General features: G+C 39.4%; 25 protein-coding genes. 23 read left to right on the top strand and 2 right to left on the bottom strand.

What is annotated here, in order from left to right:
- Window position 1: 1 nt before the first annotated feature.
- The 16 genes from CVD27_RS26120 to CVD27_RS26045 all read left to right on the top strand — a co-directional run bounded on the left by CVD27_RS26120 (window position 2) and on the right by CVD27_RS26045 (window position 14,400).
- The gene (locus tag CVD27_RS26120; RefSeq protein ID WP_101651954.1) at window positions 2–478 is read left to right on the top strand and encodes a PRC-barrel domain-containing protein; all 477 of its coding nucleotides are present in this window, start codon (window positions 2–4) and stop codon (window positions 476–478) included.
- Window positions 479–489: 11 nt separating this feature from the next.
- Window positions 490–681: a hypothetical protein gene (locus CVD27_RS26115; RefSeq protein ID WP_098529891.1), complete on the top strand. Its 192-nt coding sequence runs from the start codon at window positions 490–492 to the stop codon at window positions 679–681.
- Window positions 682–735: 54 nt separating this feature from the next.
- Window positions 736–870, top strand: coding sequence for a YrzQ family protein (locus tag CVD27_RS26110; protein WP_101651952.1), 135 nt, complete (start codon window positions 736–738; stop codon window positions 868–870).
- Between the two features lie 94 nt (window positions 871–964).
- Complete coding sequence (locus tag CVD27_RS26105; RefSeq protein ID WP_101651951.1) at window positions 965–2,029, top strand: AI-2E family transporter; 1,065 nt, start codon at window positions 965–967, stop codon at window positions 2,027–2,029.
- A 331-nt stretch (window positions 2,030–2,360) separates the two neighbouring features.
- Window positions 2,361–4,997 (top strand): alanine--tRNA ligase, encoded by a 2,637-nt coding sequence (alaS, locus tag CVD27_RS26100; protein ID WP_101651949.1) that lies wholly within the window; start codon window positions 2,361–2,363, stop codon window positions 4,995–4,997.
- 102 nt (window positions 4,998–5,099) lie between these two features.
- Window positions 5,100–5,366, top strand: a complete 267-nt coding sequence (locus tag CVD27_RS26095; RefSeq protein ID WP_101651947.1) for an IreB family regulatory phosphoprotein — start codon at window positions 5,100–5,102, stop codon at window positions 5,364–5,366.
- A gap of 3 nt (window positions 5,367–5,369) precedes the next feature.
- Window positions 5,370–5,786, top strand: coding sequence for a Holliday junction resolvase RuvX (gene ruvX / locus CVD27_RS26090; protein WP_101651945.1), 417 nt, complete (start codon window positions 5,370–5,372; stop codon window positions 5,784–5,786).
- A gap of 12 nt (window positions 5,787–5,798) precedes the next feature.
- On the top strand, window positions 5,799–6,098 hold the full coding sequence (locus CVD27_RS26085; RefSeq protein WP_101651943.1) for a DUF1292 domain-containing protein: 300 nt from the start codon (window positions 5,799–5,801) through the stop codon (window positions 6,096–6,098).
- A gap of 171 nt (window positions 6,099–6,269) precedes the next feature.
- A complete protein-coding gene (mltG, locus tag CVD27_RS26080; protein WP_101651940.1) occupies window positions 6,270–7,406 on the top strand; it encodes an endolytic transglycosylase MltG in 1,137 nt (378 codons plus the stop codon).
- A 293-nt stretch (window positions 7,407–7,699) separates the two neighbouring features.
- The gene (locus CVD27_RS26075) at window positions 7,700–8,341 is read left to right on the top strand and encodes an O-methyltransferase (RefSeq protein WP_101651938.1); all 642 of its coding nucleotides are present in this window, start codon (window positions 7,700–7,702) and stop codon (window positions 8,339–8,341) included.
- 5 nt (window positions 8,342–8,346) lie between these two features.
- A complete protein-coding gene (locus tag CVD27_RS26070) occupies window positions 8,347–9,276 on the top strand; it encodes a peptidase U32 family protein (protein WP_101651936.1) in 930 nt (309 codons plus the stop codon).
- Window positions 9,277–9,340: 64 nt separating this feature from the next.
- The gene (locus CVD27_RS26065; RefSeq protein WP_101651934.1) at window positions 9,341–10,615 is read left to right on the top strand and encodes a peptidase U32 family protein; all 1,275 of its coding nucleotides are present in this window, start codon (window positions 9,341–9,343) and stop codon (window positions 10,613–10,615) included.
- Complete coding sequence (gene udk / locus CVD27_RS26060; RefSeq protein ID WP_101651932.1) at window positions 10,612–11,247, top strand: uridine kinase; 636 nt, start codon at window positions 10,612–10,614, stop codon at window positions 11,245–11,247. The genes CVD27_RS26065 and udk overlap by 4 nt, the downstream gene beginning before the upstream one ends.
- Before the next feature lie 155 nt (window positions 11,248–11,402).
- The gene (gene greA, locus CVD27_RS26055; RefSeq protein WP_101651930.1) at window positions 11,403–11,879 is read left to right on the top strand and encodes a transcription elongation factor GreA; all 477 of its coding nucleotides are present in this window, start codon (window positions 11,403–11,405) and stop codon (window positions 11,877–11,879) included.
- Window positions 11,880–11,938: 59 nt separating this feature from the next.
- Window positions 11,939–13,693, top strand: a complete 1,755-nt coding sequence (locus tag CVD27_RS26050) for a peptidoglycan D,D-transpeptidase FtsI family protein (protein WP_101651928.1) — start codon at window positions 11,939–11,941, stop codon at window positions 13,691–13,693.
- Between the two features lie 80 nt (window positions 13,694–13,773).
- A complete protein-coding gene (locus CVD27_RS26045; protein WP_180960456.1) occupies window positions 13,774–14,400 on the top strand; it encodes a YrrS family protein in 627 nt (208 codons plus the stop codon).
- Between the two features lie 32 nt (window positions 14,401–14,432).
- On the opposite strand, the gene CVD27_RS26040 is transcribed toward CVD27_RS26045, so the two are convergent.
- Entirely contained in the window at window positions 14,433–14,636 is a 204-nt protein-coding gene (locus CVD27_RS26040; protein ID WP_101651924.1) for a DUF2536 family protein, read from the bottom strand.
- Window positions 14,637–14,654: 18 nt separating this feature from the next.
- On the opposite strand from CVD27_RS26040, the gene CVD27_RS28955 reads away from it, so the two are divergent.
- From CVD27_RS28955 to CVD27_RS26010, 7 genes are all read left to right on the top strand, one after another.
- Entirely contained in the window at window positions 14,655–14,789 is a 135-nt protein-coding gene (locus CVD27_RS28955; protein WP_257984497.1) for a hypothetical protein, read from the top strand.
- A 97-nt stretch (window positions 14,790–14,886) separates the two neighbouring features.
- Window positions 14,887–15,582 (top strand): 5'-methylthioadenosine/S-adenosylhomocysteine nucleosidase, encoded by a 696-nt coding sequence (gene mtnN, locus CVD27_RS26035; RefSeq protein WP_101651922.1) that lies wholly within the window; start codon window positions 14,887–14,889, stop codon window positions 15,580–15,582.
- A gap of 16 nt (window positions 15,583–15,598) precedes the next feature.
- On the top strand, window positions 15,599–16,522 hold the full coding sequence (locus tag CVD27_RS26030; protein WP_101651920.1) for a PLP-dependent cysteine synthase family protein: 924 nt from the start codon (window positions 15,599–15,601) through the stop codon (window positions 16,520–16,522).
- 1 nt (window position 16,523) lies between these two features.
- Window positions 16,524–17,657: a bifunctional cystathionine gamma-lyase/homocysteine desulfhydrase gene (locus CVD27_RS26025; protein WP_101651919.1), complete on the top strand. Its 1,134-nt coding sequence runs from the start codon at window positions 16,524–16,526 to the stop codon at window positions 17,655–17,657.
- A 142-nt stretch (window positions 17,658–17,799) separates the two neighbouring features.
- Complete coding sequence (locus CVD27_RS26020) at window positions 17,800–18,054, top strand: YrhC family protein (protein WP_257984496.1); 255 nt, start codon at window positions 17,800–17,802, stop codon at window positions 18,052–18,054.
- A 512-nt stretch (window positions 18,055–18,566) separates the two neighbouring features.
- Window positions 18,567–18,707: a YrzI family small protein gene (locus CVD27_RS26015; RefSeq protein WP_101651917.1), complete on the top strand. Its 141-nt coding sequence runs from the start codon at window positions 18,567–18,569 to the stop codon at window positions 18,705–18,707.
- A 29-nt stretch (window positions 18,708–18,736) separates the two neighbouring features.
- Complete coding sequence (locus tag CVD27_RS26010) at window positions 18,737–18,877, top strand: YrzI family small protein (RefSeq protein WP_101651915.1); 141 nt, start codon at window positions 18,737–18,739, stop codon at window positions 18,875–18,877.
- Between the two features lie 430 nt (window positions 18,878–19,307).
- Here CVD27_RS26010 and CVD27_RS26005 read toward each other — a convergent pair whose 3' ends face one another.
- Window positions 19,308–21,107: a M3 family oligoendopeptidase gene (locus tag CVD27_RS26005; protein ID WP_101651913.1), complete on the bottom strand. Its 1,800-nt coding sequence runs from the start codon at window positions 21,105–21,107 to the stop codon at window positions 19,308–19,310.
- Window positions 21,108–21,113 lie beyond the last annotated feature (6 nt).

Genomic DNA, 21,113 nt, shown 5'->3' with positions numbered 1-21,113 from the left:
TTTGCGGACATTTTCTTTATTAAAAGGGCAGCCTGTTTTTGAAACAAAAAGCGGAACAAAAATAGGTGAAATTACAGATCTATGTATATCTAGCACCGGAATCGTTGAAGGCCTTTTGGTGAAAAAAGGTGTATTCTTCAAGCAAACCTATTTCTTGGATATTAAAAAAGTGGCCTCCTTTGGCTGGGATGGGATAATGATTGAAGATACCGGGTATCTAGAAAAACTAAAAGAGAGTCCTGATTACACATTAAATCATCAACGTTCCTTAGATGGCATGATGATGCTTTCTAAAAGCGGTGATTCGCTTGGAATGTTAAAGGATGTATATTTTCAGGAAGAATTGGGCACAATCGTAGGGTATGAAATTACGGATGGCTTCTTTTCGGAGATCACGGAAGGCAAACAAGTCATTCAATCCGGGAAGCCCGTAGCGATCGGAAAGGATGCCATTATCGTAGATGTAGATAATACGTGAGGTGTCTTTTCATGTTTAAGTGTCCCAATTGTCAAAGCAAAGATATAGGCAAAATTGGTATCAACCAATATTACTGCTGGAACTGCTTTATCGAACTCTCTGTTAACAAGGGTATCATCAACACTCATCAGGTCGAAGAAGATGGGTCACTCAGTTCATTGGATGATTTGTTTGAAGAAGAAGAGCGTCGTTATACGATTTAAAACCGATATTTTTGAGGTTTTTAGTCTGGCCAATCTGTCAAAGAGGTGAGACGAATGAATAAAACGATGACGACCATGCTTGTTTTTGGTGCAGGGATGGCAGCTTACAATATTGCCCAAAGAAATAACATGATGTCAGCCCGCAATATGAAAAAAATTCAAAAAAAGGTAAAACGCGCGATTTTTTAAGTCCATTCCCCCTCAAAGTTTTTGAGGGGGATTTTAGCATAACCTGCATATTTCCACCATCAGTCTCCAAAACTAACCGCAGGAGGGCTTAGACGTGGATATTCGAGTGAAATGGTATTATCGAATTGGTTTTTTGCTCCTTTTATTAATCGCCATCTTTGTTTTTTTAAAGATTAGTTCCTTATGGATGCCAATTGTTCGAATGATTGGTATTATTATTTTTCCTTTTGTCATTGCTGGATTTATTACGTATCTACTTCATCCAATTGTAGAGAAATTACATGAAAAGGGATTACATCGCGGTCTTGCAATTATTCTTATTTATGTTATCTTCTTTGGGGGTATTGGCTTCTCCTTATATAAGGGCATTCCTGTGATTATTGATCAGATAAAAGATTTATCAGAAAGTGCTCCCGCTTTTGCAGAGCAGTATCGGGAATGGATTTCTCTCCTGCAAAAGCATACGAGAGAGTGGCCCGATGGTTTGCAGGCAAGGGTGGATGAAGGGATCGATGCGTTTGAAAATAAACTTGACTCCTTATTAACGATCATTGTTAATATCCTTGTGAACATTCTAAATTCAGCCCTTTTGATGATGATTATCCCTTTTATCACTTTTTATATGTTGAAAGATTATCCATTATTAAAAAAGACCGTATGGTATCTCACGCCTAAGAAGTGGCGCAGGAAAGGAACGTTATTTCTTAAGGATGTAGATCATTCACTCGGCGGTTATATTAGAGGGCAGCTGTTGGTTTGTGTGATCATCGGCGGTATATCTTCTCTGCTATTTTGGATGTTTCATCTAAATTATCCGCTGCTTTTAGGGTTGATTGTTGGAGCGACAAACGTAATACCTTATTTTGGTCCAATTATCGGAGCCGTTCCAGCCGTTATTATCGCTGCCACCGTATCAATGAAATTAGTCTTAATAACGATTGTCATCGTCTTTGGACTTCAATTTCTCGAAGGAAATATTTTATCGCCTTATATAGTCGGAAAAAGCCTGCATATGCACCCATTGTTAATTATGGCTGCTTTAACAACAGGTGGTGAAATAGGGGGTATTTTAGGATTAATCCTTGCCGTCCCTATCCTTGCAATCCTAAAAGTAGGCATCATCCATGCAAAAAATCACCTGATTAAGGAATCAAATTGACAAACGTTTTATTGGTGGCTATAATTCGTCATATAGTATATTTGTTTTTAAAATGTAGAAGGATCAAGTATGTTGTAGACCATTTGTAACGCTGATAGCGTAGAAGAGAGGAGCTTCTTAGGCTGAAAGAGCTCTAGATGAAGGACAACAGAAAGCTAATCCGGAGTGCAGCTAATCCCTGCCGTAACTGCCGCGTTAAGGCAATTGTTGAGAGATGGATACATACTATTGTATCTATAATCAGGGTGGTACCGCGAGATAAGCTCTCGTCCCTGTTTTGGGATGAGGGCTTTTTTGTATGCTTTTTTTAAAATAAAGGAGGTCTATTATTATGAAAAAATTAACAGGAGCTCAAATTCGTTCCATGTTTCTTCAGTTTTTTAACGAAGAAAAAGGGCACAACATTGAACCAAGTGCTTCACTTGTTCCGCATGATGATCCATCATTATTGTGGATTAACAGCGGAGTTGCGACTTTAAAGAAATACTTTGATGGCCGCGTGGTTCCAGAAAATCCAAGAATTACGAATGCACAAAAGTCTATTCGTACAAATGATATTGAAAATGTGGGTAAAACAGCCCGTCACCATACATTTTTTGAGATGCTTGGGAATTTTTCGATTGGAGATTACTTCAAGGAAGAAGCGATTGAGTGGGCATGGGAGTTTTTAACTTCAGATAAATGGATTGGCTTTGACCCAGAACTTCTTAGTGTTACGGTCCATCCTGAAGACCATGAAGCCTATGACATTTGGAATAAAATGATTGGCATTCCTGAGGAGCGTATTATCCGCTTAGAAGGAAACTTCTGGGATATTGGTGAAGGACCTAGTGGACCTAATACCGAAATCTTCTACGACCGTGGTCCAGAATATGGAGACGATCCAAACGACCCTGAATTATATCCGGGCGGTGAAAACGAACGTTATTTAGAGGTTTGGAATCTTGTATTTTCTCAATTTAACCATAACCCTGATGGTACATATACACCGCTGCCTAAGAAAAATATTGATACTGGAATGGGACTTGAGCGAATGGCATCTGTTGTTCAGAATGTTCCAACCAACTTTGATACAGATTTATTTATCCCAATTATCCGGGCTGCAGAAGAAATTTCTGGCGTAAGTTATGGCGTGGACAAGGAATCGGATGTTGCTTTTAAAGTAATTGCTGACCATATTCGTACAGTTGCCTTTGCTGTTGGTGATGGAGCATTGCCATCCAACGAAGGACGCGGCTATGTATTGCGTCGATTGCTGCGCCGTGCTGTTCGCTACGCTAAGCAGATTAATATTAACCGTCCATTTATGTTTGAGCTTGTACCAGTAGTTGGCGAGATTATGCAGGACTACTATCCAGAAGTAAAGGATAAGACAGAATTTATTCAAAAGGTTATAAAAAATGAGGAAGAGCGTTTCCACGAAACCCTTCATGAAGGCTTAACCATTTTATCCAGCGTAATCAGCAAGGAAAAAGAAAAAGGCAGTGATATCATCTCTGGTGCGGACGTTTTCCGTCTATATGACACTTATGGTTTCCCAGTTGAATTAACGGAAGAATATGCAGAAGAAGAAGGCATGAAAGTAGATCATGCAGGCTTCGAGGAAGAAATGGAACAGCAGCGTGAGCGTGCACGTGCAGCCCGTCAGGACGTCGACTCGATGCAAGTTCAAGGCGGTGTTCTTCGAGATGTTAAACTTGAAAGTAAATTTGTCGGATATGATGAGCTAACAACTCAATCCACAGTGACTGCTATTATTAAAGACGGTGAACTTATCGATCAGGCTGGAACAGGTGAAGAAGTACAAGTTATTCTTGATGTCACTCCTTTTTATGCAGAAAGCGGAGGTCAAATTGCTGACCGCGGATTACTTGAAGGTGACGGAGTAACGGTTGCAGTAAGAGATGTTCAAAAAGCACCAAATGGTCAAAACCTGCACAAGGTTGTTGTACAAAACGGACAGTTAAAAACAAATCAACAGGTAACGGCTACAGTTGACCCTGAAAATCGTGTCAAAATTATTAAAAATCATACGGCAACACATTTACTGCATCGCGCCCTAAAAGATGTGCTTGGTGAGCATGTTAACCAAGCCGGCTCACTTGTTGAACCAGAACGTCTTCGTTTTGACTTTTCTCACTTTGGTCAAATTAAACCGGAAGAATTGGAACAAGTGGAACGGATTGTTAACGAGAAAATCTGGCGCAATATTGAAGTAGATATTAGTTTAAAACCAATTGCAGAAGCAAAATCGATGGGAGCTATGGCACTCTTTGGCGAGAAATATGGAGATATTGTCCGAGTGGTTAGAGTCGGCGATTACAGCTTAGAGCTTTGCGGTGGATGTCACGTACCGAATACCTCTGTTATTGGACTCTTCAAAATTGTTTCAGAAGGCGGAATTGGGGCTGGAACAAGAAGAATTGAGGCTGTAACAGGAGAATCAGCTTATAAATTACTAAATGAGCAAGTTGGGTTATTAAAGGATGCGGCTGAAAAATTAAAAACCAATCCAAAAGATATTGGCAGCCGGATTGAGGGGCTAATGGCTGAAATTAAGCAGCTGCAGCGTGAGAATGAATCACTTGCTGCTAAGCTTGGAAATATTGAAGCTGGAAACCTTGTTACAAAGGCTAAAGAAATTGATGGTGTAACAGTTTTATCTGCGAAGGTACAAGCTGCAGATATGAATAACCTGCGAAATATGGCCGATGATTTAAAACAAAAATTAGGTTCAGCAGTGATTGTCCTTGGAAGTGCACATGATGGTAAAGTGAATTTGATTGCAGCCGTTACAAAGGACCTTATTGAAAAAGGCTATCATGCTGGTAAACTGATTAAAGAGGTAGCTGCAAGGTGCGGAGGCGGCGGAGGCGGCCGCCCAGATATGGCTCAAGCTGGTGGTAAGGACCCAGAAAAATTGGATCCAGCACTTCAATTCGTTGATGAATGGGTAAAATCCATTTGATAATGGGACAAAGTAGTGTAAAATATAGGTAACTTGAAATGCGGAAGCGCCTAGGCGCTGAGACAATACGATTCTCGTCAATTTGTAAGCGAGGTGCATGAAATGAGCTCATTTGATAAAACGATGCGGTTTAATTTTCCGGAAGATCCGTTTGAACATGATGTAAACGATGTTCTTTTCCAAGTATATGAGGCCTTACAGGAAAAAGGATATAACCCAATTAATCAAATAGTTGGATATTTATTATCAGGGGACCCTGCCTATATTCCTCGTCATCGTGACGCTCGTAATATTATCCGTAAGCTAGAACGGGATGAAATTATTGAGGAACTGGTAAAATCCTATCTAAAACAACAGCGAGAGGGTTAATGAATGCGCGCAATGGGATTAGATGTAGGCTCAAAGACCGTCGGTGTTGCCTTAAGTGATGAATTAGGCTGGACGGCGCAGGGCTTAAAGACCCTTAAAATTAACGAAGAAAAACAAGAGTTTGGTTTTGAGGAAATTGGGCAATTAATAAAGGAGTATCAAGTAGATACTGTCGTAATCGGATTACCTAAAAACATGAATGGAACAATCGGACCGCGTGGTGAGGCTAGTCAGCAGTTTGCCGCTGAAATAGAGAGCAGGTTTTCAGTTCCAACCGTTTTGTGGGACGAGCGGTTAACCACAATGGCTGCTGAGCGTGTTTTGCTAGAAGCAGACGTCAGCCGAAAAAAGCGTAAAAAGGTCATTGATAAAATGGCAGCAGTTATGATACTGCAAGGTTTTCTTGATAGCAAAAATTAATGAGGTGAAAAAATGGCACACGAACACAATCACGAAGAAGATCGTTATATTACACTCGTCGATGAAAATGGCGATGAACAACTATTTGAAATACTTTTTACATTTGATTCAGATGAGTACGAAAAGTCCTATGTATTCTTTTATCCAGTAGGTGCAAATGAAGACGAAGAGGATGAAATTGATATCCTTACTTATGCATACATCCCTACGGAAGACGGCGGTTTCGGGGAATTAATGGAAATCGAAACAGAAGAAGAATGGGATATGGTAGAAGAAGTATTTAATACTTTTAACGAGGAACAAGAAGAATAAAATTTTTAGACCGGCTATGATAGCCGGTTTTTTTGTTGCAGTTTTTTTGACATTATCATTGTTAAATTGACATTTTTCTTGCTGTATGCTCAAATTAATATTGATATCTATTTTTAGTAGTTTTTCTAAATAAGAGATAATGTATCAGTAGCCTAGGGAAGGGGGAACAGAATGACAACCGATGAAAAAGGAAATAAAAAAGAAGTCATTCGACAAAAAATGCTAGAACAACATCATGAAGCCAGAATCGTCCGCAAGATCGTTTTAATTATTTCTATCATCCTGCTATTATTCATAGTATTAATTGGCGGTGGTGGTTATTTCTATATACAATCTGCTCTAAGACCTGTTGATTCTAGTAGTAAGATCAAGAAAACAGTAGATATCCCTATTGGATCATCTGTAACGGGGATTGGAGAAAGATTAGAGAAAAATGGCATCATTAAAAATTCAAAGGTTTTTAAGTACTATGTCAAGCTGAAAAACGAAGGCGGATTTATGGCAGGGAAATACCAGCTAAGTCCTTCCATGGATGTTCCAGAGATTGTAAGTCGATTAAAAACGGGAAAGGTGCTGGCTGAAGCCTCCTTTAAAATAACCATTCCTGAAGGGAAACAGCTGAAGGAAATTGCGGGGATTATGGCAAAAGCTACCCATCAAAACGAAGCAGATGTGTTTAATAAACTAAATGATAAAGAATATATTAAATCGCTTATGTTAAAATATCCTGATATATTAACTGATGAAATCTTGCATTCGACCGTAAAGTATCCTCTCGAAGGATATCTATACCCAGCAACCTATCCATTTTATAAGCCAAATCCAACGGTGGAAGAAATGGTTACTGCCATGCTTGATAAAACAAGAACGGTTTTATCTGATTACACAGCCGAAAGTAAAGAAAAGAAGCTGTCCATTCATCAGTTATTAACAATGGCCTCTCTTGTTGAGGAGGAGGCAACCGGTAAGGCCGATCGTAAAACGATTGCTAGTGTATTTTATAATCGTATGAAAAAAGGAATGCCTCTGCAAACAGACCCAACGGTTTTATATGCACAAGGAAGACATAAAGAAAAGGTTTATTATAAGGATTTAGAAGTAGATTCACCTTATAATACTTATAAACATACAGGACTTCCTCCGGGGCCTATAGCGAATTCCGGAAGAGTTTCCATAGAGGCAGCACTTGAGCCAAAACAAACCGATTATTACTATTTCTTGGCTACAGATAGTGGGGATGTTATCTTTACGAGGACATTAGCCGAGCATAATCAGAAAAAGACTGAGTATATTTCCAATAAAAAATGATGAGTACTTGGAGGAAAGATTAGCATTCCTCCTTTTTTTATGATAAAATGATTCAGGTGTTTTAATATCTACTTTATAGCGTAACTCACAGGAAGAGGATTTGGCGGTCGTAATACCCCCAAACAGCACTCAAGCTATTATTTTCAGCTTGTTTGAACCAAATCTGTGAACGCTATTTTTTCATGTCTAAAGAATATTTTAATGGCAATAATAAAAGCATTTAATTTAAGAATCTCCGGATTTTAGTGCTTAGCGCTGCCGGTTTTCTTTACGAGGATAGAGGTGAGGGCAGCTTGATAAATGAGAAGCTGCAATCTTATATAGAAAGTCTTATTCCTGATAGGAATAGCTTGTTGATTGAAATGGAGAACTATGCAAGCCAACAACACGTTCCCATAATGGAGCTTGCCGGAATCGAAACAATGCTTCAATTCTTGAGAATCCATAAATCCAATAAAATACTTGAGGTTGGAACGGCAATTGGTTATTCGGCGTTAAGAATGGCTACAGCCCTTCCTGATGTGAAAATAGTTACGATTGAACGGGACATCGAGAGGATCCACAAGGCAAAGGAATATATCAACCGTTCGGGGAAGGCTGAGCAAATCATCTTAATAGAGGGAGATGCCCTTGAAGTAGAAGAGGTTGTTCGTGAACATGGTCGATTTGATGCCATTTTTATTGATGCGGCTAAAGGACAATACCAAAAGTTCTTTGAGATCTATTCCAAGTATTTAAGCCCTGGAGGGTTGATTATTACAGATAACGTCCTGTTTAAAGGCCTTGTTGCGGAAGCAGAGATTGAAACAAAAAGAATCCGTAATATGGTGAGAAAGATAGCTGACTTTAATCAGTGGCTTATGAACCACTCCGATTATGATTCTGTTATTTTACCAGTTGGAGATGGAATTGCGATAAGCAAAAAGAAGAGGTGAGTGTTATGAAAAAACCTGAATTACTTGTGACTCCATTAAGAGTGGACGATATTTTGCCATTAGCAGAAGCGGGTGCCGATGCATTTGTTGTTGGTGAACAGCGTTATGGTCTCCGCCTTGCAGGTGAATTCAACCGTGAGGATGTTAAAAAGGCTATTGAATTAGCACATAGCAAGGGTAAAAAAGTTTATGTGGCTATGAATGCCATTTTTCATAATGAAAAAATCGATGAACTCGGTGAATATATCCAATTTACTAAAGAAGCCAATGCAGATGCTATTATTTTTGGTGATCCAGCGGTTCTGATGACTGCAAAGGAAGTGGCTCCTGAAATGAAGCTGCATTGGAACACAGAAACAACCGGGACAAACTGGTTTACTTGTAATTATTGGGGTTCAAAAGGAGCCAAACGGTCCGTTCTTGCTCGTGAGATTAACATGGATGCCATTGTTGAAATAAAAGAAAACGCGGAAGTGGAAATCGAAGTCCAAGTTCATGGTATGAGCTGTATGTTCCAATCCAAACGTTCCTTGCTTGGAAACTATTATGAATATCAAGGCAAGGTTATGGAAGTTGAAAACCGCAAAAAGGAAGAAAATATGTTCCTGCACGATAAAGAGCGCGAGAATAAATACCCGATTTTTGAAGATGAAAATGGAACTCATATTATGAGTCCAAATGATATTTGTATCATTGATGAGCTTCAAGAAATGATTGAGGCTGGAGTAGATTCTTTTAAAATTGATGGGATTTTAAAAAGCCCTGAGTATATCCTGGCTGTTACAAAGGCTTATCGTGAAGCCATTGACTTATGTGCTGAAGACCCAGATGCGTATGATGATAAAAAGGACGAGCTTTTAGAGGCAATAGAGGAAATTCAACCAGCTAATCGTTCATTAGATACAGGATTCTTTTTCAAAGAAACAGTTTATTAAAAAAGTTTGAGGCAAGAATTTGCCTCGTGTAAAACATTAAAATATTTATGGGAGGGGTTCAATCGTGAATACAGTTAGAGACAAAATTTCTGAAATGATAAACGGAAAGCGCGTCATTGTAAAGAAGCCGGAACTCCTTGCTCCCGCAGGCAATCTTGAGAAATTAAAAATTGCTGTTCATTATGGTGCGGATGCCGTCTTTATCGGCGGTCAGGAATATGGACTTCGTTCAAATGCTGATAACTTTACCTTTGAAGAAATGAAAGAAGGGGTAGAGTTCGCAAAGAAATACGGAGCAAAAATCTATGTAACAACAAACATCTTTGCTCACAACGAAAATATTGATGGTTTAGAGGAATATATTTTAGGGCTTAAGGAAACGGGGATCGCAGGGATTATCGTAGCTGATCCGCTAATCATTGAAACTTGCCGCCGCTTAGCACCTGAAATAGAGATTCATATTAGTACCCAGCAATCACTATCAAACTGGAAGGCTGCTCAGTTCTGGAAAGAAGCAGGTGCAGAGCGTGTCGTTTTAGCTCGTGAGGTTGGGGCTGATGAAATTAGAGAAATGAAGGAAAAGGTTGATGTTGAGATAGAAACCTTTATTCATGGTGCCATGTGTATTGCTTATTCGGGCCGTTGTACATTAAGTAATCACATGACAGCTAGAGATTCTAACCGTGGTGGCTGCTGTCAATCTTGCCGTTGGGATTATGACCTTTATAGAGTTGAGGGCAGTGATCAAGAGACAGCGTTGTTTGGTGAAGGGGACGCACCATTTGCGATGAGCCCAAAAGACCTGAATTTAATTCAAGCTATTCCAAATATGATTGAGCTGGGCATCGACAGCTTGAAAATCGAAGGCCGTATGAAATCTATCCATTACATCGCTACGGTTGTTAGTGTATATCGGAAAGTAATTGATGCCTATTGTGCTGATCCTGATAACTTTGTTATTGAAAGAGAATGGTTAGAAGAGCTTGATAAATGTGCTAACCGCGAGACAGCTCCTGCATTCTTTGAAGGCATTCCAGGGTATAAAGAGCAAATGTTTGGTAATCATAGCAAGAAGACAAAGTTTGAGTTTGTTGGACTTGTGTTAGATTATAACAAGGAAACTCAAATGCTTACTTTGCAGCAGCGAAATCATTTTAAACCAGGAGATGAAGTGGAATTCTTCGGTCCGGAAATTGAAAACTTTACACATGTTATTGATAAAATTTGGGATGAAAAAGGGAATGAATTGGATGCAGCTAGACATCCTCTTCAAATTGTGCAATTTAAATTGGACAAACCGGTGTACCCTAACAACATGATGCGAAAGGAGAACGCATAATGCGCAAACCGGTTGTTATTGGTGTAACCGGCGGCTCCGGCTCCGGAAAAACCAGTGTAACAAAAGCCATTTATGAGAGCTTGAAAGACCATTCTATTTTAGTGCTTGAACAGGATTATTATTATAAGGATCAGCATGATTTACCATTTGAAGAGCGTTTGAAAACTAATTATGACCATCCACTTGCTTTTGATAATGACTTACTGATTGAACATATTGAGGCGCTTCTACGCTATGAAGCCATTGATAAACCTGTATATGATTATTCCATCCATACACGTTCTGAAAAGGTGATTCCAGTAGAACCAAAGGATGTCATCATCCTAGAAGGAATTCTGGTGCTTGAGGATGAGCGTCTTCGTAATTTAATGGATATTAAATTGTATGTGGATACGGATCCTGATTTAAGAATCATCCGCCGGTTAACACGTGATATTAGAGAGCGTGGACGTACTTTTGATTCAGTTATTGAACAATATCTAAATGTTGTCCGTCCAATGCATAATCAGTTTATCGAGCCAACGAAGCGTTATGCGGATGTTATTATTCCAGAAGGCGGTCAAAATCATGTTGCTATTGATTTGATGGTCACAAAAATTCAAACAATTCTTGAACAAAAAGCAATTTTATGACACAATAGCAAAAGAATAGACGTAAATAAATAGTTATAGTGCGCGCCCTTTTTTAAAGGACGCGCTGCTATGTATTTACCGTATGGTATTATACCTACATATATTACATACACAATTCTAATGGGGGATTGTGAAAACTAGAAGGAGTGAGGGTATTGGCTACAGAGAAAGTATTTCCAATGACACAAGCGGGTAAAGAAAAGCTTGTACAAGAACTTGAATACTTAAAATCAGTTAAACGTAAAGAAGTGGTAGAAAGGATTAAAATTGCAAGAAGTTTCGGCGATTTATCTGAAAACTCCGAGTACGATTCAGCGAAAGAAGAACAAGCTTTTGTTGAGGGTCGTATCACAACCCTTGAAAATATGATCCGTAATGCCAAGATTATTGCTGAAAGTGAAATGGCAGGAGACTCTGTTTCTTTAGGAAGTTCTGTTACCTTTATTGAGCTTCCAGATGGCGAAGAAGAAACATATTCTATTGTAGGAAGCGCAGAGGCTGATCCATTTGAAGGAAAAATCTCAAACGATTCACCAATTGCTAAAAGCCTATTAGGGAAAAAAGTTGGAGACCAAGTAACGGTTCAAACTCCAGGCGGAGAAATGAACGTACGAATTATTTCCATTAAATAATCAATGACCATAGTTTGAAAAACGTTAACCTCGTCAAGACTTTTGACGAGGTGTTTTTTATGTGGAAAAGACGGGCTCTTGGATGGCTTCTTATTTGTATCACAGGTCTTACACTTCTTTTAGTCAGACTCATACAAATTCAATTAATGGAAACAGAAACATTTTCTAAACATAATATTAATTTACTTGAGGAAAGTGTTAAGCAGAGAACTCAAGAGTTAGTGATTGATAATGGCAGAGGGAATTTTCTTGACCGGAATGGTGTCATGCTTACTCATAAAAAGGTATCCGTCCTTGTCCTTTTTCCTTTTTTAAAAAAAATCGACTGGGATGCTAAAAAGGTTTCTGAAATTACTGGAGTTCCGGAAAATATACTAAAAATGGCTGTTGAGGGTGCGAAGAAGCCGTTTGCCTATGGGGATCCCCAACCAGTGGAGTTAACCACTGCTCAAATGGAACAAATTAATCAATTAAATATCCCTGGTGTTTTTGCGATTGAAAAAAAGTTTGAACGCTCCCAAATACCTGCTGAACAATTGATTGGGTTAACTGGTGAAAACCCAGAGGAAGTGAAAAAACGTTATCCTGATAAAGAGTTATCGGAGAAAACCTTGCTAGGCGTATCGGGGCTTGAGGAAAGCTTTGATGAATTTCTGCTTCCTGAGGGGAAATCAAAGCTTGTATACCATGTTGATGGCTCTGGCGGCCCTTTATTTGGCATCAACGTAAAGTATGTTGACCCAGCTAACCCCTTCTATCCTGTGAATGTGCGCACTACCTTAGATAAGAATATCCAGCAAAAAGCAGAAGAATTAGTGGACAAGCACCAAATAAAAAAGGGGGGCCTTGTTCTCATAAATATTGAAGATAATAGCATCCTTGCCATGGTCTCTCGTCCTGCTGTTAATAAAAAAGATCCCTATGGCACGGCAGGGATAACCAATAAGATGTTAAAACAACAGATTATGGGCTCGGTGTTTAAAACGGTTGTCGCAGCAGCGGCCATTGACCATAACCTTGATACTCCCATGCGTCAATTTGATTGCAGTAAAAAAATTAACGGAAAGCCAGAGGTTAAATATAATTATGGTATGCTGGATTTCTCCAATAGCTTTGCAAGAAGCTGTAATCGGACATTTGGTGAACTCGCAAAGGAATTACAAAAAAAGGACCCCTTTTCTTTAGAAGACTATGCTGAAAAATTATCATTAACAAGCTTGGTCGGCTGGCAGGGAGATGTGTATCATACAAGTGATTTCAAACAGCTTCCTGACGAAGATAATGGCCGAGTATTTGTTTCCGATGAGGCTAGAAAGGATGCTAATATGGCAGCCATGTCTGGGATTGGGCAGAATGAAGTCCGTGCCACCCCTCTAGCTGTTGCAAATATGATGGCAACGATAGCAAGGGGAGGAAAGAAAAAGATGGTCCGAGCAGTATCCAAAATAGAGTATAAAAATGGGACGACAATGGTGGATTTTCCTGTTAAGGAGCTGAAGGGAGAAACGATCTCCCCTTATACTAGTATGAGGCTTCAAAAACTGCTTCGTGAAGTTGTAACGAATCCAAATGGTACGGGAAGATGGTTTAAAGATTTACCTTATGAAGTAGCGGGGAAATCAGGGACAGCCGAAACAGGAAAATATGTGAATGGAAAGCAGCTTCATAATAAATGGTTTGCGGGATATTTTCCTTACAAAACTCCAAAATATGCACTTGTGGCTGTTAATTTAGATGTGGCAGATTATGAGGGCGGGGTAAATTTGTTGTTTGCGGACATGGTTCAAATGCTCTATGAGAATGATCATGAATAAAGAATTGGATAGGTTTTCCCTTCAAGTTCTCGTGAAATCATGTTAGAATATTGAGAGCCTTATTTTTTGGAGGGATTATCTTGAGTAATGATTTCAATTCATCGCGTTCGGGTTATCGAGCGAAACGAAAAAAAACAAATATCGTCTTGAATACTTTGATTGTCGTTGTCCTGCTATTAATAATCTTTGTTGCCTATAATATTTTTGCTTCAGGAAATGACAATGCCTCTTCTTCACCAAAGAAGGAAAGTACTAAAACTGAACAAAAACAAACAACAGAGACTAAAAAGTCTACAGATACAAAGAAAAAAGAAGAAGAAGCTGTTTCTACTGATGATCAATCTTCAGCCGATGCAACGGCAGATGATCAAGAAAGTGAAGAAACAACCGCTCCGGAACAGCCAGATGATACACAGGCCGTTGTTACTGATGAAGGAAGTTCTTCTACGTCACAAACTGGTGATCATAAAATGACATTTGAGGGAGAAGATTGGCAGGCGATGATAAATGCCATTTCCAATGCAACAGGTCTTGACCAAAGCAATATGACAGTATATTGGCTTGGCAGTGATAAGTCTACTACCAACGCAGCCGTTGGGACAGTGGCTTCTAAAGATAAGTCAAAGAAATATAAGGTTTATATAAAATGGGTTGATGGACAAGGCTATGTGCCTACAAAGGTTGAAGAATTATCATCCATTCAATGATAAAGATAGGATGGTGCCCTAAGGGCATCATCCTATTTCTTTTTAAAATGCACCACTGCTGTAAAATAGGTCTGTCCGTTTTCATTCACATGCATTTGATGGGAAACGGAGTGGACGGAGAGCATAATGGCACGATTCTCATCAATTTGTGACTCAATCTTTTTCTGTAATGTCTTTAAATTACTCGCTTCGAAGAACTCCACTTTATCCTCAATAAAATCGAGTTGAAAATTCATTTAAATTTCCCCTTTCCTATGTTCATTTTAGTAAATTTTATGGCCGTGTACAAATGCTGTGATAGAATAGGGTTTGCGGATACGATGCAGGAATCAGAGGAAGATTATAATCGTAAAATCGTAAAAATAAAAACCAATGCCTTACTAACCTGACCAAACATATATGAATACAATAAAACAATCCCATTCTAAAGTAAATTTGTTGTCTGTCCGGTTAATTGCAGGCTGAAAAGAAGAAAGAGGTACATTTATGAAGATTGCAATCATTGGAGCAATGGAAGAAGAAGTCACTTTATTAAGAGATAATATTAAAGACCAAACGCAAGAAACCATTGCAGGCTGTGAGTTTACATTTGGCAGCATGCATGGTGCAAAAGTTATTTTGCTTCGGTCGGGAATAGGGAAAGTTAATGCAGCCATGTCCACTACCATTCTGCTTGAAAAATATAAGCCTGATTGTATTATCAACACGGGTTCGGCCGGAGGCTTTAACCCTACTTTAAATGTTGGAGATGCGGTTATTTCCACGGAAGTCCGCCATCATGATGTTGACGTTACTGCCTTTGGATATGAATATGGCCAGGTGCCACAGCTGCCTGCTGCCTTTTTAGCAGATGACAAATTAATAGCTGCTGCTGAATCAGCTGCAAAAGACCTTGATAATTTTCAAATAGGTAAGGGGTTAATCGTAACAGGTGATTCTTTTATGGAAGATCCAGCGCGAGTGGAGTTTGTCCGGTCTAAATTCCATGATTTACAGGCAGTTGAAATGGAGGCTGCAGCCATTGCTCAAGTGGCTCACCGTTTCGGAGTACCATTTGTCATTATTCGTTCACTTTCTGATATTGCCGGTAAAGAGTCTGAAATCTCTTTTGATCAATTTATTGACAAAGCAGCAACTAATTCTGCTACTTTGGTTATGAAAATGGTAGCTGCATTAAAATAGTACTAGGGGTGAAGCAATGCAGTTTTACAAAAACGTCCACGAGTTAATTGGGCATACACCAATGGTTGAAATCACACAGTTTACATTGCCTAAAGGCGTTCGTATCTTTGCAAAGCTTGAATTCATGAACCCTGGGGGAAGTGTCAAGGACCGTCTGGGAATAGAATTAATAAAAGAAGCGTTTTCGAGTGGAAAACTAAAAAGCGGCGGTACCGTCATTGAACCCACTGCTGGTAATACCGGGATTGGCCTGGCTCTAGCAGCAATTAATAAAGGAGTACAGGTCATTTTGTGTGTACCAGAAAAATTTAGTATGGAAAAGCAGGAATTGATGAAGGCACTTGGAGCTAAAGTAGTTCATACCCCAACAGAGCAAGGAATGAAGGGAGCGATTGCTAAAGCAGAGGCGCTTTTAAAAGAAATCCCGGGTTCATATTGCCCGAAGCAATTTGGAAATCCGGCTAATCCTGAAACCTATTATAAAACGCTGGGTCCTGAAATTTGGATGCAGATGGATGGAAATATCCATGTCTTCGTCGCAGGAGCGGGGACAGGTGGAACCTTTATGGGAACTGCTAGATATTTAAAAGATCAGAATCAAAAGGTTAAGACGGTTATCGTAGAACCGGAAGGATCGATTTTAAATGGAGGCGACTCAGGCCCCCATAAGACCGAAGGGATTGGGATGGAATTTTTACCGGGCTATATGGATCCTTTTTATTTCGATGCCATTCATACCGTTTCAGATACTAATGCCTTTCGTCTCGTGCAAGAATTAGCATTGAAGGAGGGACTTCTTTGCGGAAGTTCTTCAGGGGCAGCCTTTTTTGCAGCTTTAGAGGAAGCAAAAGCTGCAAAAGAAGGAACCAATATCGTGGTTATTTTTCCGGACGGTAGTGAACGTTATTTAAGTAAGAAGATTTTTGAAGGAGGGATTTAGCTTGAAACCGAAAACCAGATTAATTCACGGAGGAATCAGTGAAGACCCAGCAACAGGTGCCGTTTCTTTCCCTATCTATCAAGTAAGTACGTATAAGCAGGAGGGGGTTGGAGGACATAAGGGATTTGAATATTCACGGACTGGAAATCCAACCAGACATGCACTTGAAGAGCTTATAAAGGATATTGAAGGCGGAACAGCCGGTTTTGCCTTTGGCTCCGGAATGGCGGCCATTACAGCTGTATTTATGCTGTTTAACAGCGGGGATCATGTCATCTTAACAGACGATGTTTATGGCGGGACGTTCCGTGTCATGACGAAGGTCCTAAATCGTGTTGGAATTGATTCAACGTTTGTAGACACCAGCAATTTAGAAAATATCCAACGTGAAATAAGGCCAAATACAAAGGCTATATATATTGAATCACCGACCAATCCTCTTTTAAAGATTACCGATATCGAAGCTGCAGCTAAACTAGCCAAGAAGCATCATTTGTTGACCATCGTTGATAATACCTTTTCAACTCCTTATTGGCAAAACCCACTTGAGCTTGGTGCTGATATTGTTCTTCATAGTGCCACAAAATATATCGGCGGTCACAGTGATGTAGTTGCAGGTTTAGTTGTGGTAAATAGTGATAAGCTGGCTGAAGATTTGCACTTCGTTCAGAACTCCACTGGCGGGGTATTAGGTCCTCAGGATTCATGGCTATTGATCCGTGGAATAAAAACATTAGGAATTCGTATGGAAGAAACGGAAGCCAATACTAAGGCGATTGTTGAGTTTCTACAGAACCATCCGAAGGTCAATAAAGTATTCTACCCAGGACTTGAATCACATCCTAATCATGAGATTGCTAAAAGACAGGCAAGAGGGTTCGGCGGCATGGTTTCCTTTGACGTGGGCAGCGGAAAAAATGCCGATCAAATCCTCAGTAGAATCAAGTATTTTACATTGGCAGAAAGCCTTGGAGCAGTGGAAAGCCTTATCTCCGTACCTGCACGAATGACCCATGCTTCGATCCCTGCAGAACGAAGAGCTGAACTAGGCATCACAGAAGGCCTAGTCCGAATCTCTGTCGGCATCGAAGACGTCGAAGACCTAATCGAAGACCTATCACAAGCATTACAATAATCACAAAACAACAAAAGGTGACAGGCACCATGTGAAATTTTCACATGGTGCCTGTCACCTTTTCTAATATTTACATACTGTTTAGTCGCTTTTTCTATGGTAAAGTAGGTTAGTAGATTTTAAGAAAGACAGGTGATAAGTAGTGAAGCAGCAAATGAAGGTTTTGAATGAGAAAATGATTGATTGTAAACGTTTCGGAACTGTCTTATTGGCTGTTGGGATCTTTTTCTATTTAGGTGTTATTATTCCTGTTGATGCAAAAAACGAACTTGCCGTAAATACGATGGTTCTTTCTTCCACATCCTTTATCGCTTTGTCAATTTTGTTTTTTATTCAATATAAGCAATGCCAAATGAAGCTGTTGGAAATGGATGATAATCAAGATTTATATAACTAAACTGCAAGCGTCCCGAATTTTTTCGGGGCGCTTTTTTATTAATCCTAAAAAAGGGCACTTTACTTATTTTTAGAAATCTTTGTAAAAAAGGTTTACAAAGTTAGTTAGCGTGGATATAATTACCATATGAAGTGAAATATTCCAAAGGAGGTCGATGAAAATGATGTTAGTTAGAGCAACTTATACACCAGCCGTACTACCGGGAAACAACATGAAACCTTTAGATCTAAATATCACGCATTCGACCAGATTGGAATGGATTGCTTAGCACTTCCTATAGTGTAAAGTGATAATACATATCCATGCCGCAGGGAGAATGGTGCCTTGCGGTATTTTTGTGCCCAAAATGAGGGGCTGGCCGCAGGGGATTTCTTTCTGCGGCCTTTTTGTGCCCTTTTTACGAGCCATTTGGATATGTATTGCATAAGGTAAAACTGCAGGCATTGGAGCAGTACCAGTTTATCTGTAGTTTAGGGAGTTTCCTAGAAAATTGATTATAAGGAGGTGTTTATATGACCCTGAATATTTTATTTTTCTCGATAACCATCAAAAAACGAAATGTAAGTTTCGAAGAAGTAACCAGCCAGGAATTAATCGAAAAGCTTTACGAAGACAGCAAAGACCGGCAAATATCTATGTATCATTATATGTAAAGTTTGCTTTATAAAGGATGTGAAACAAAATGACACTAAATATCCTATTTTTAACAATAACCATCCATAAACGCAAAATAAGCAGCCAAGAAGCTGAACATCAAGAGATAGTTGAAAAGCTTTATGAACAAAACAAAGACCGGCAAATATCTATGTACCGGATCATGTAATGGGTTTGTAATCAAAAAACAAAAAGAAAGGTGGTTTTACAAATGATGTTTTATCTAATTCAAGGACGCAGGGCAAGCTTATGGGGTATGAAGGATTCCACCTAGTTAACATGTGAGATTGGGGAGGTAAAAACGACTATGCCGTTGCACACTTTATTTTTATCATTAATTTTTAAACGAATGGCCAAAAAGTAAGCTGACAGAGTTAACAAAATGTTCACTATTCCTTTCGATTGATACTGTGAAAATATGATAAATTCAAATTAGAAACTAACAGATCTCTAAGGGGTGGAGAACATGATGTTTATGGTTGTTATGGTGCTCGTGATAGCGGGGGCAATCGGATGCGTAATTTCAGCTGAAATTAGTGTGGAATAAAATGAAGGAGCATTGGCTGATTCAAGCCAATGCTTATTTTATTAGCTGAAAATTATTTACTTTCAGTAAGTTCTAAAAACTCATCAATGTCAGTAAGGCAAATCCCGACTGCTTTCTCCCAGAAGTCTTTTTGAGTCAAATCCACCTGTAAATGTTTCTGGGCTAAATCTTCTACGGTCATAGAAGCTGTGTCCCTTAATAGGGCCATATATTTTTCTTCATACCCTTTCCCTTCTTCAAGTGCCTGAGCATAAATGCCTAATGAGAATAGATAGCCAAATGTATAAGGGAAGTTATAAAAAGGTACATCCGTGATAAAAAAGTGCAGTTTCGAAGCCCAGAATAGAGGATGATATTCTTCTAATGCATTAGCATAAGCCTCTTTTTGTGCAACTAACATCAATTCATTGATGCGATCAGTTGAAACCGTTCCAAGTTTCCTCTCCTCATAAAAACTAGTTTCAAATAAGAAGCGGGCATGAATATTCATGAGCAGGGCGACAGTGCGCTGAATTTTATCATCCAATAGAACAAGCTTTTCTTCTTCATTCTTTGCGTTTTTAACCGCAGCATCCGCAACGATCATTTCGGCAAAGGTAGAGGCAGTTTCCGCTACATTCATGGCATAATTACAATTAAGAAATGGGACGTCTTTCATCGCATAGGAATGAAAAGCATGTCCGAGCTCATGCGCTAATGTAGAAACATTTGAAGGTGTACCAGAGTACGTCATAAAAATCCGCGATTGTTCGTTCTCAGGAAGATAGGTACAAAAACCACCCGGTGCTTTTCCAGGACGATCTTCTGCTTCAATCCACCGGTTACAAAAAGCATGCTGTGTAAATGTTGCCAGCTTCTCACCAAAAAGGCCAAAGTTCTGTTCAATAAATTGGGCTCCCTCTTGGTAGCTTACTTTTGATTCTGTATTTCCGTATGGGGCATCCAAGTCAAACCAGCTTAACTTCTCAAGACCTAACAGTTTAGCCTTTCTCTCTAAATAATCAACGAGCTTTTGTTTATGTTCGGAAATAACTGCCCACATGGTTTCCAACGTCACTTTTTGCATCCGGTTGATGCTGAGCGGTTCTTTTAAGACATTCTCCCAACCGCGTTTTTGATAGACGCTTAACCGGAAACCTGCCAAATGGTTCAAGGTTTTTGCAAGAATGTCGGCTTGGTTTTCCCAAGCTTGTTCCCAATTTTTAAAAACCGAAGCCCGAACTTCACGGTCAGGATTCGAGAATTTGTTAAAGGCTTGTCCAACGGAAAGCTGTACTTCCTCCTCATTTTCCTCAAAGGGGATTTTTATTTTACTTACAATTAAATCATACAATTGTCCCCAACTATGATATCCGTCCACTTCAAGTGTGCTGATTAGAGCCTCTTCCTCTTTTGATAGTTTGTCTTTAGCCTTTTCTCGGCTCTCCGATAATACGAAACTAAGTTCTTTTAATGGCTCAGAAGCAACTATTTGCTCCCAGACAGCATTATCAATAGTTGTTAAATGATGATCGAGCGAACCTAATGCTGTTTGGAATACAGCCCCCATACTAGTTATTTTTGCATCAAGTGAATAAGCCTTTTTATCTTTCGTGTTTTGTGCTAATAAACAGCCAATGAATGCCCCTGCATGAGTTAATTTCTTTGCTGCTTCCTCTAAATCACTAAGGAGTTCCTGAAGATATTGAGCGTCAGCAGTTGAATTCATCGGTACCCAATTATTTACCTTTACTTCAAATCCTTGGATACTTTCCTCCGTTTCAACCAGGAACTTTTCCAGCTCCTCGGAAAGGCTTCCCCCAGGGAAAAAAACATCAAGGTTCCAGACTTCTGAATATGTAGTTGCGGTCATGTTTGT

Origin of the sequence: Neobacillus cucumis (genome assembly GCF_002860255.1) — a bacterium.
GTDB classification, from domain to species: domain Bacteria; phylum Bacillota; class Bacilli; order Bacillales; family Cytobacillaceae; genus Neobacillus; species Neobacillus cucumis_A.
This window is presented reverse-complemented; position numbering and strand designations above follow the sequence as displayed.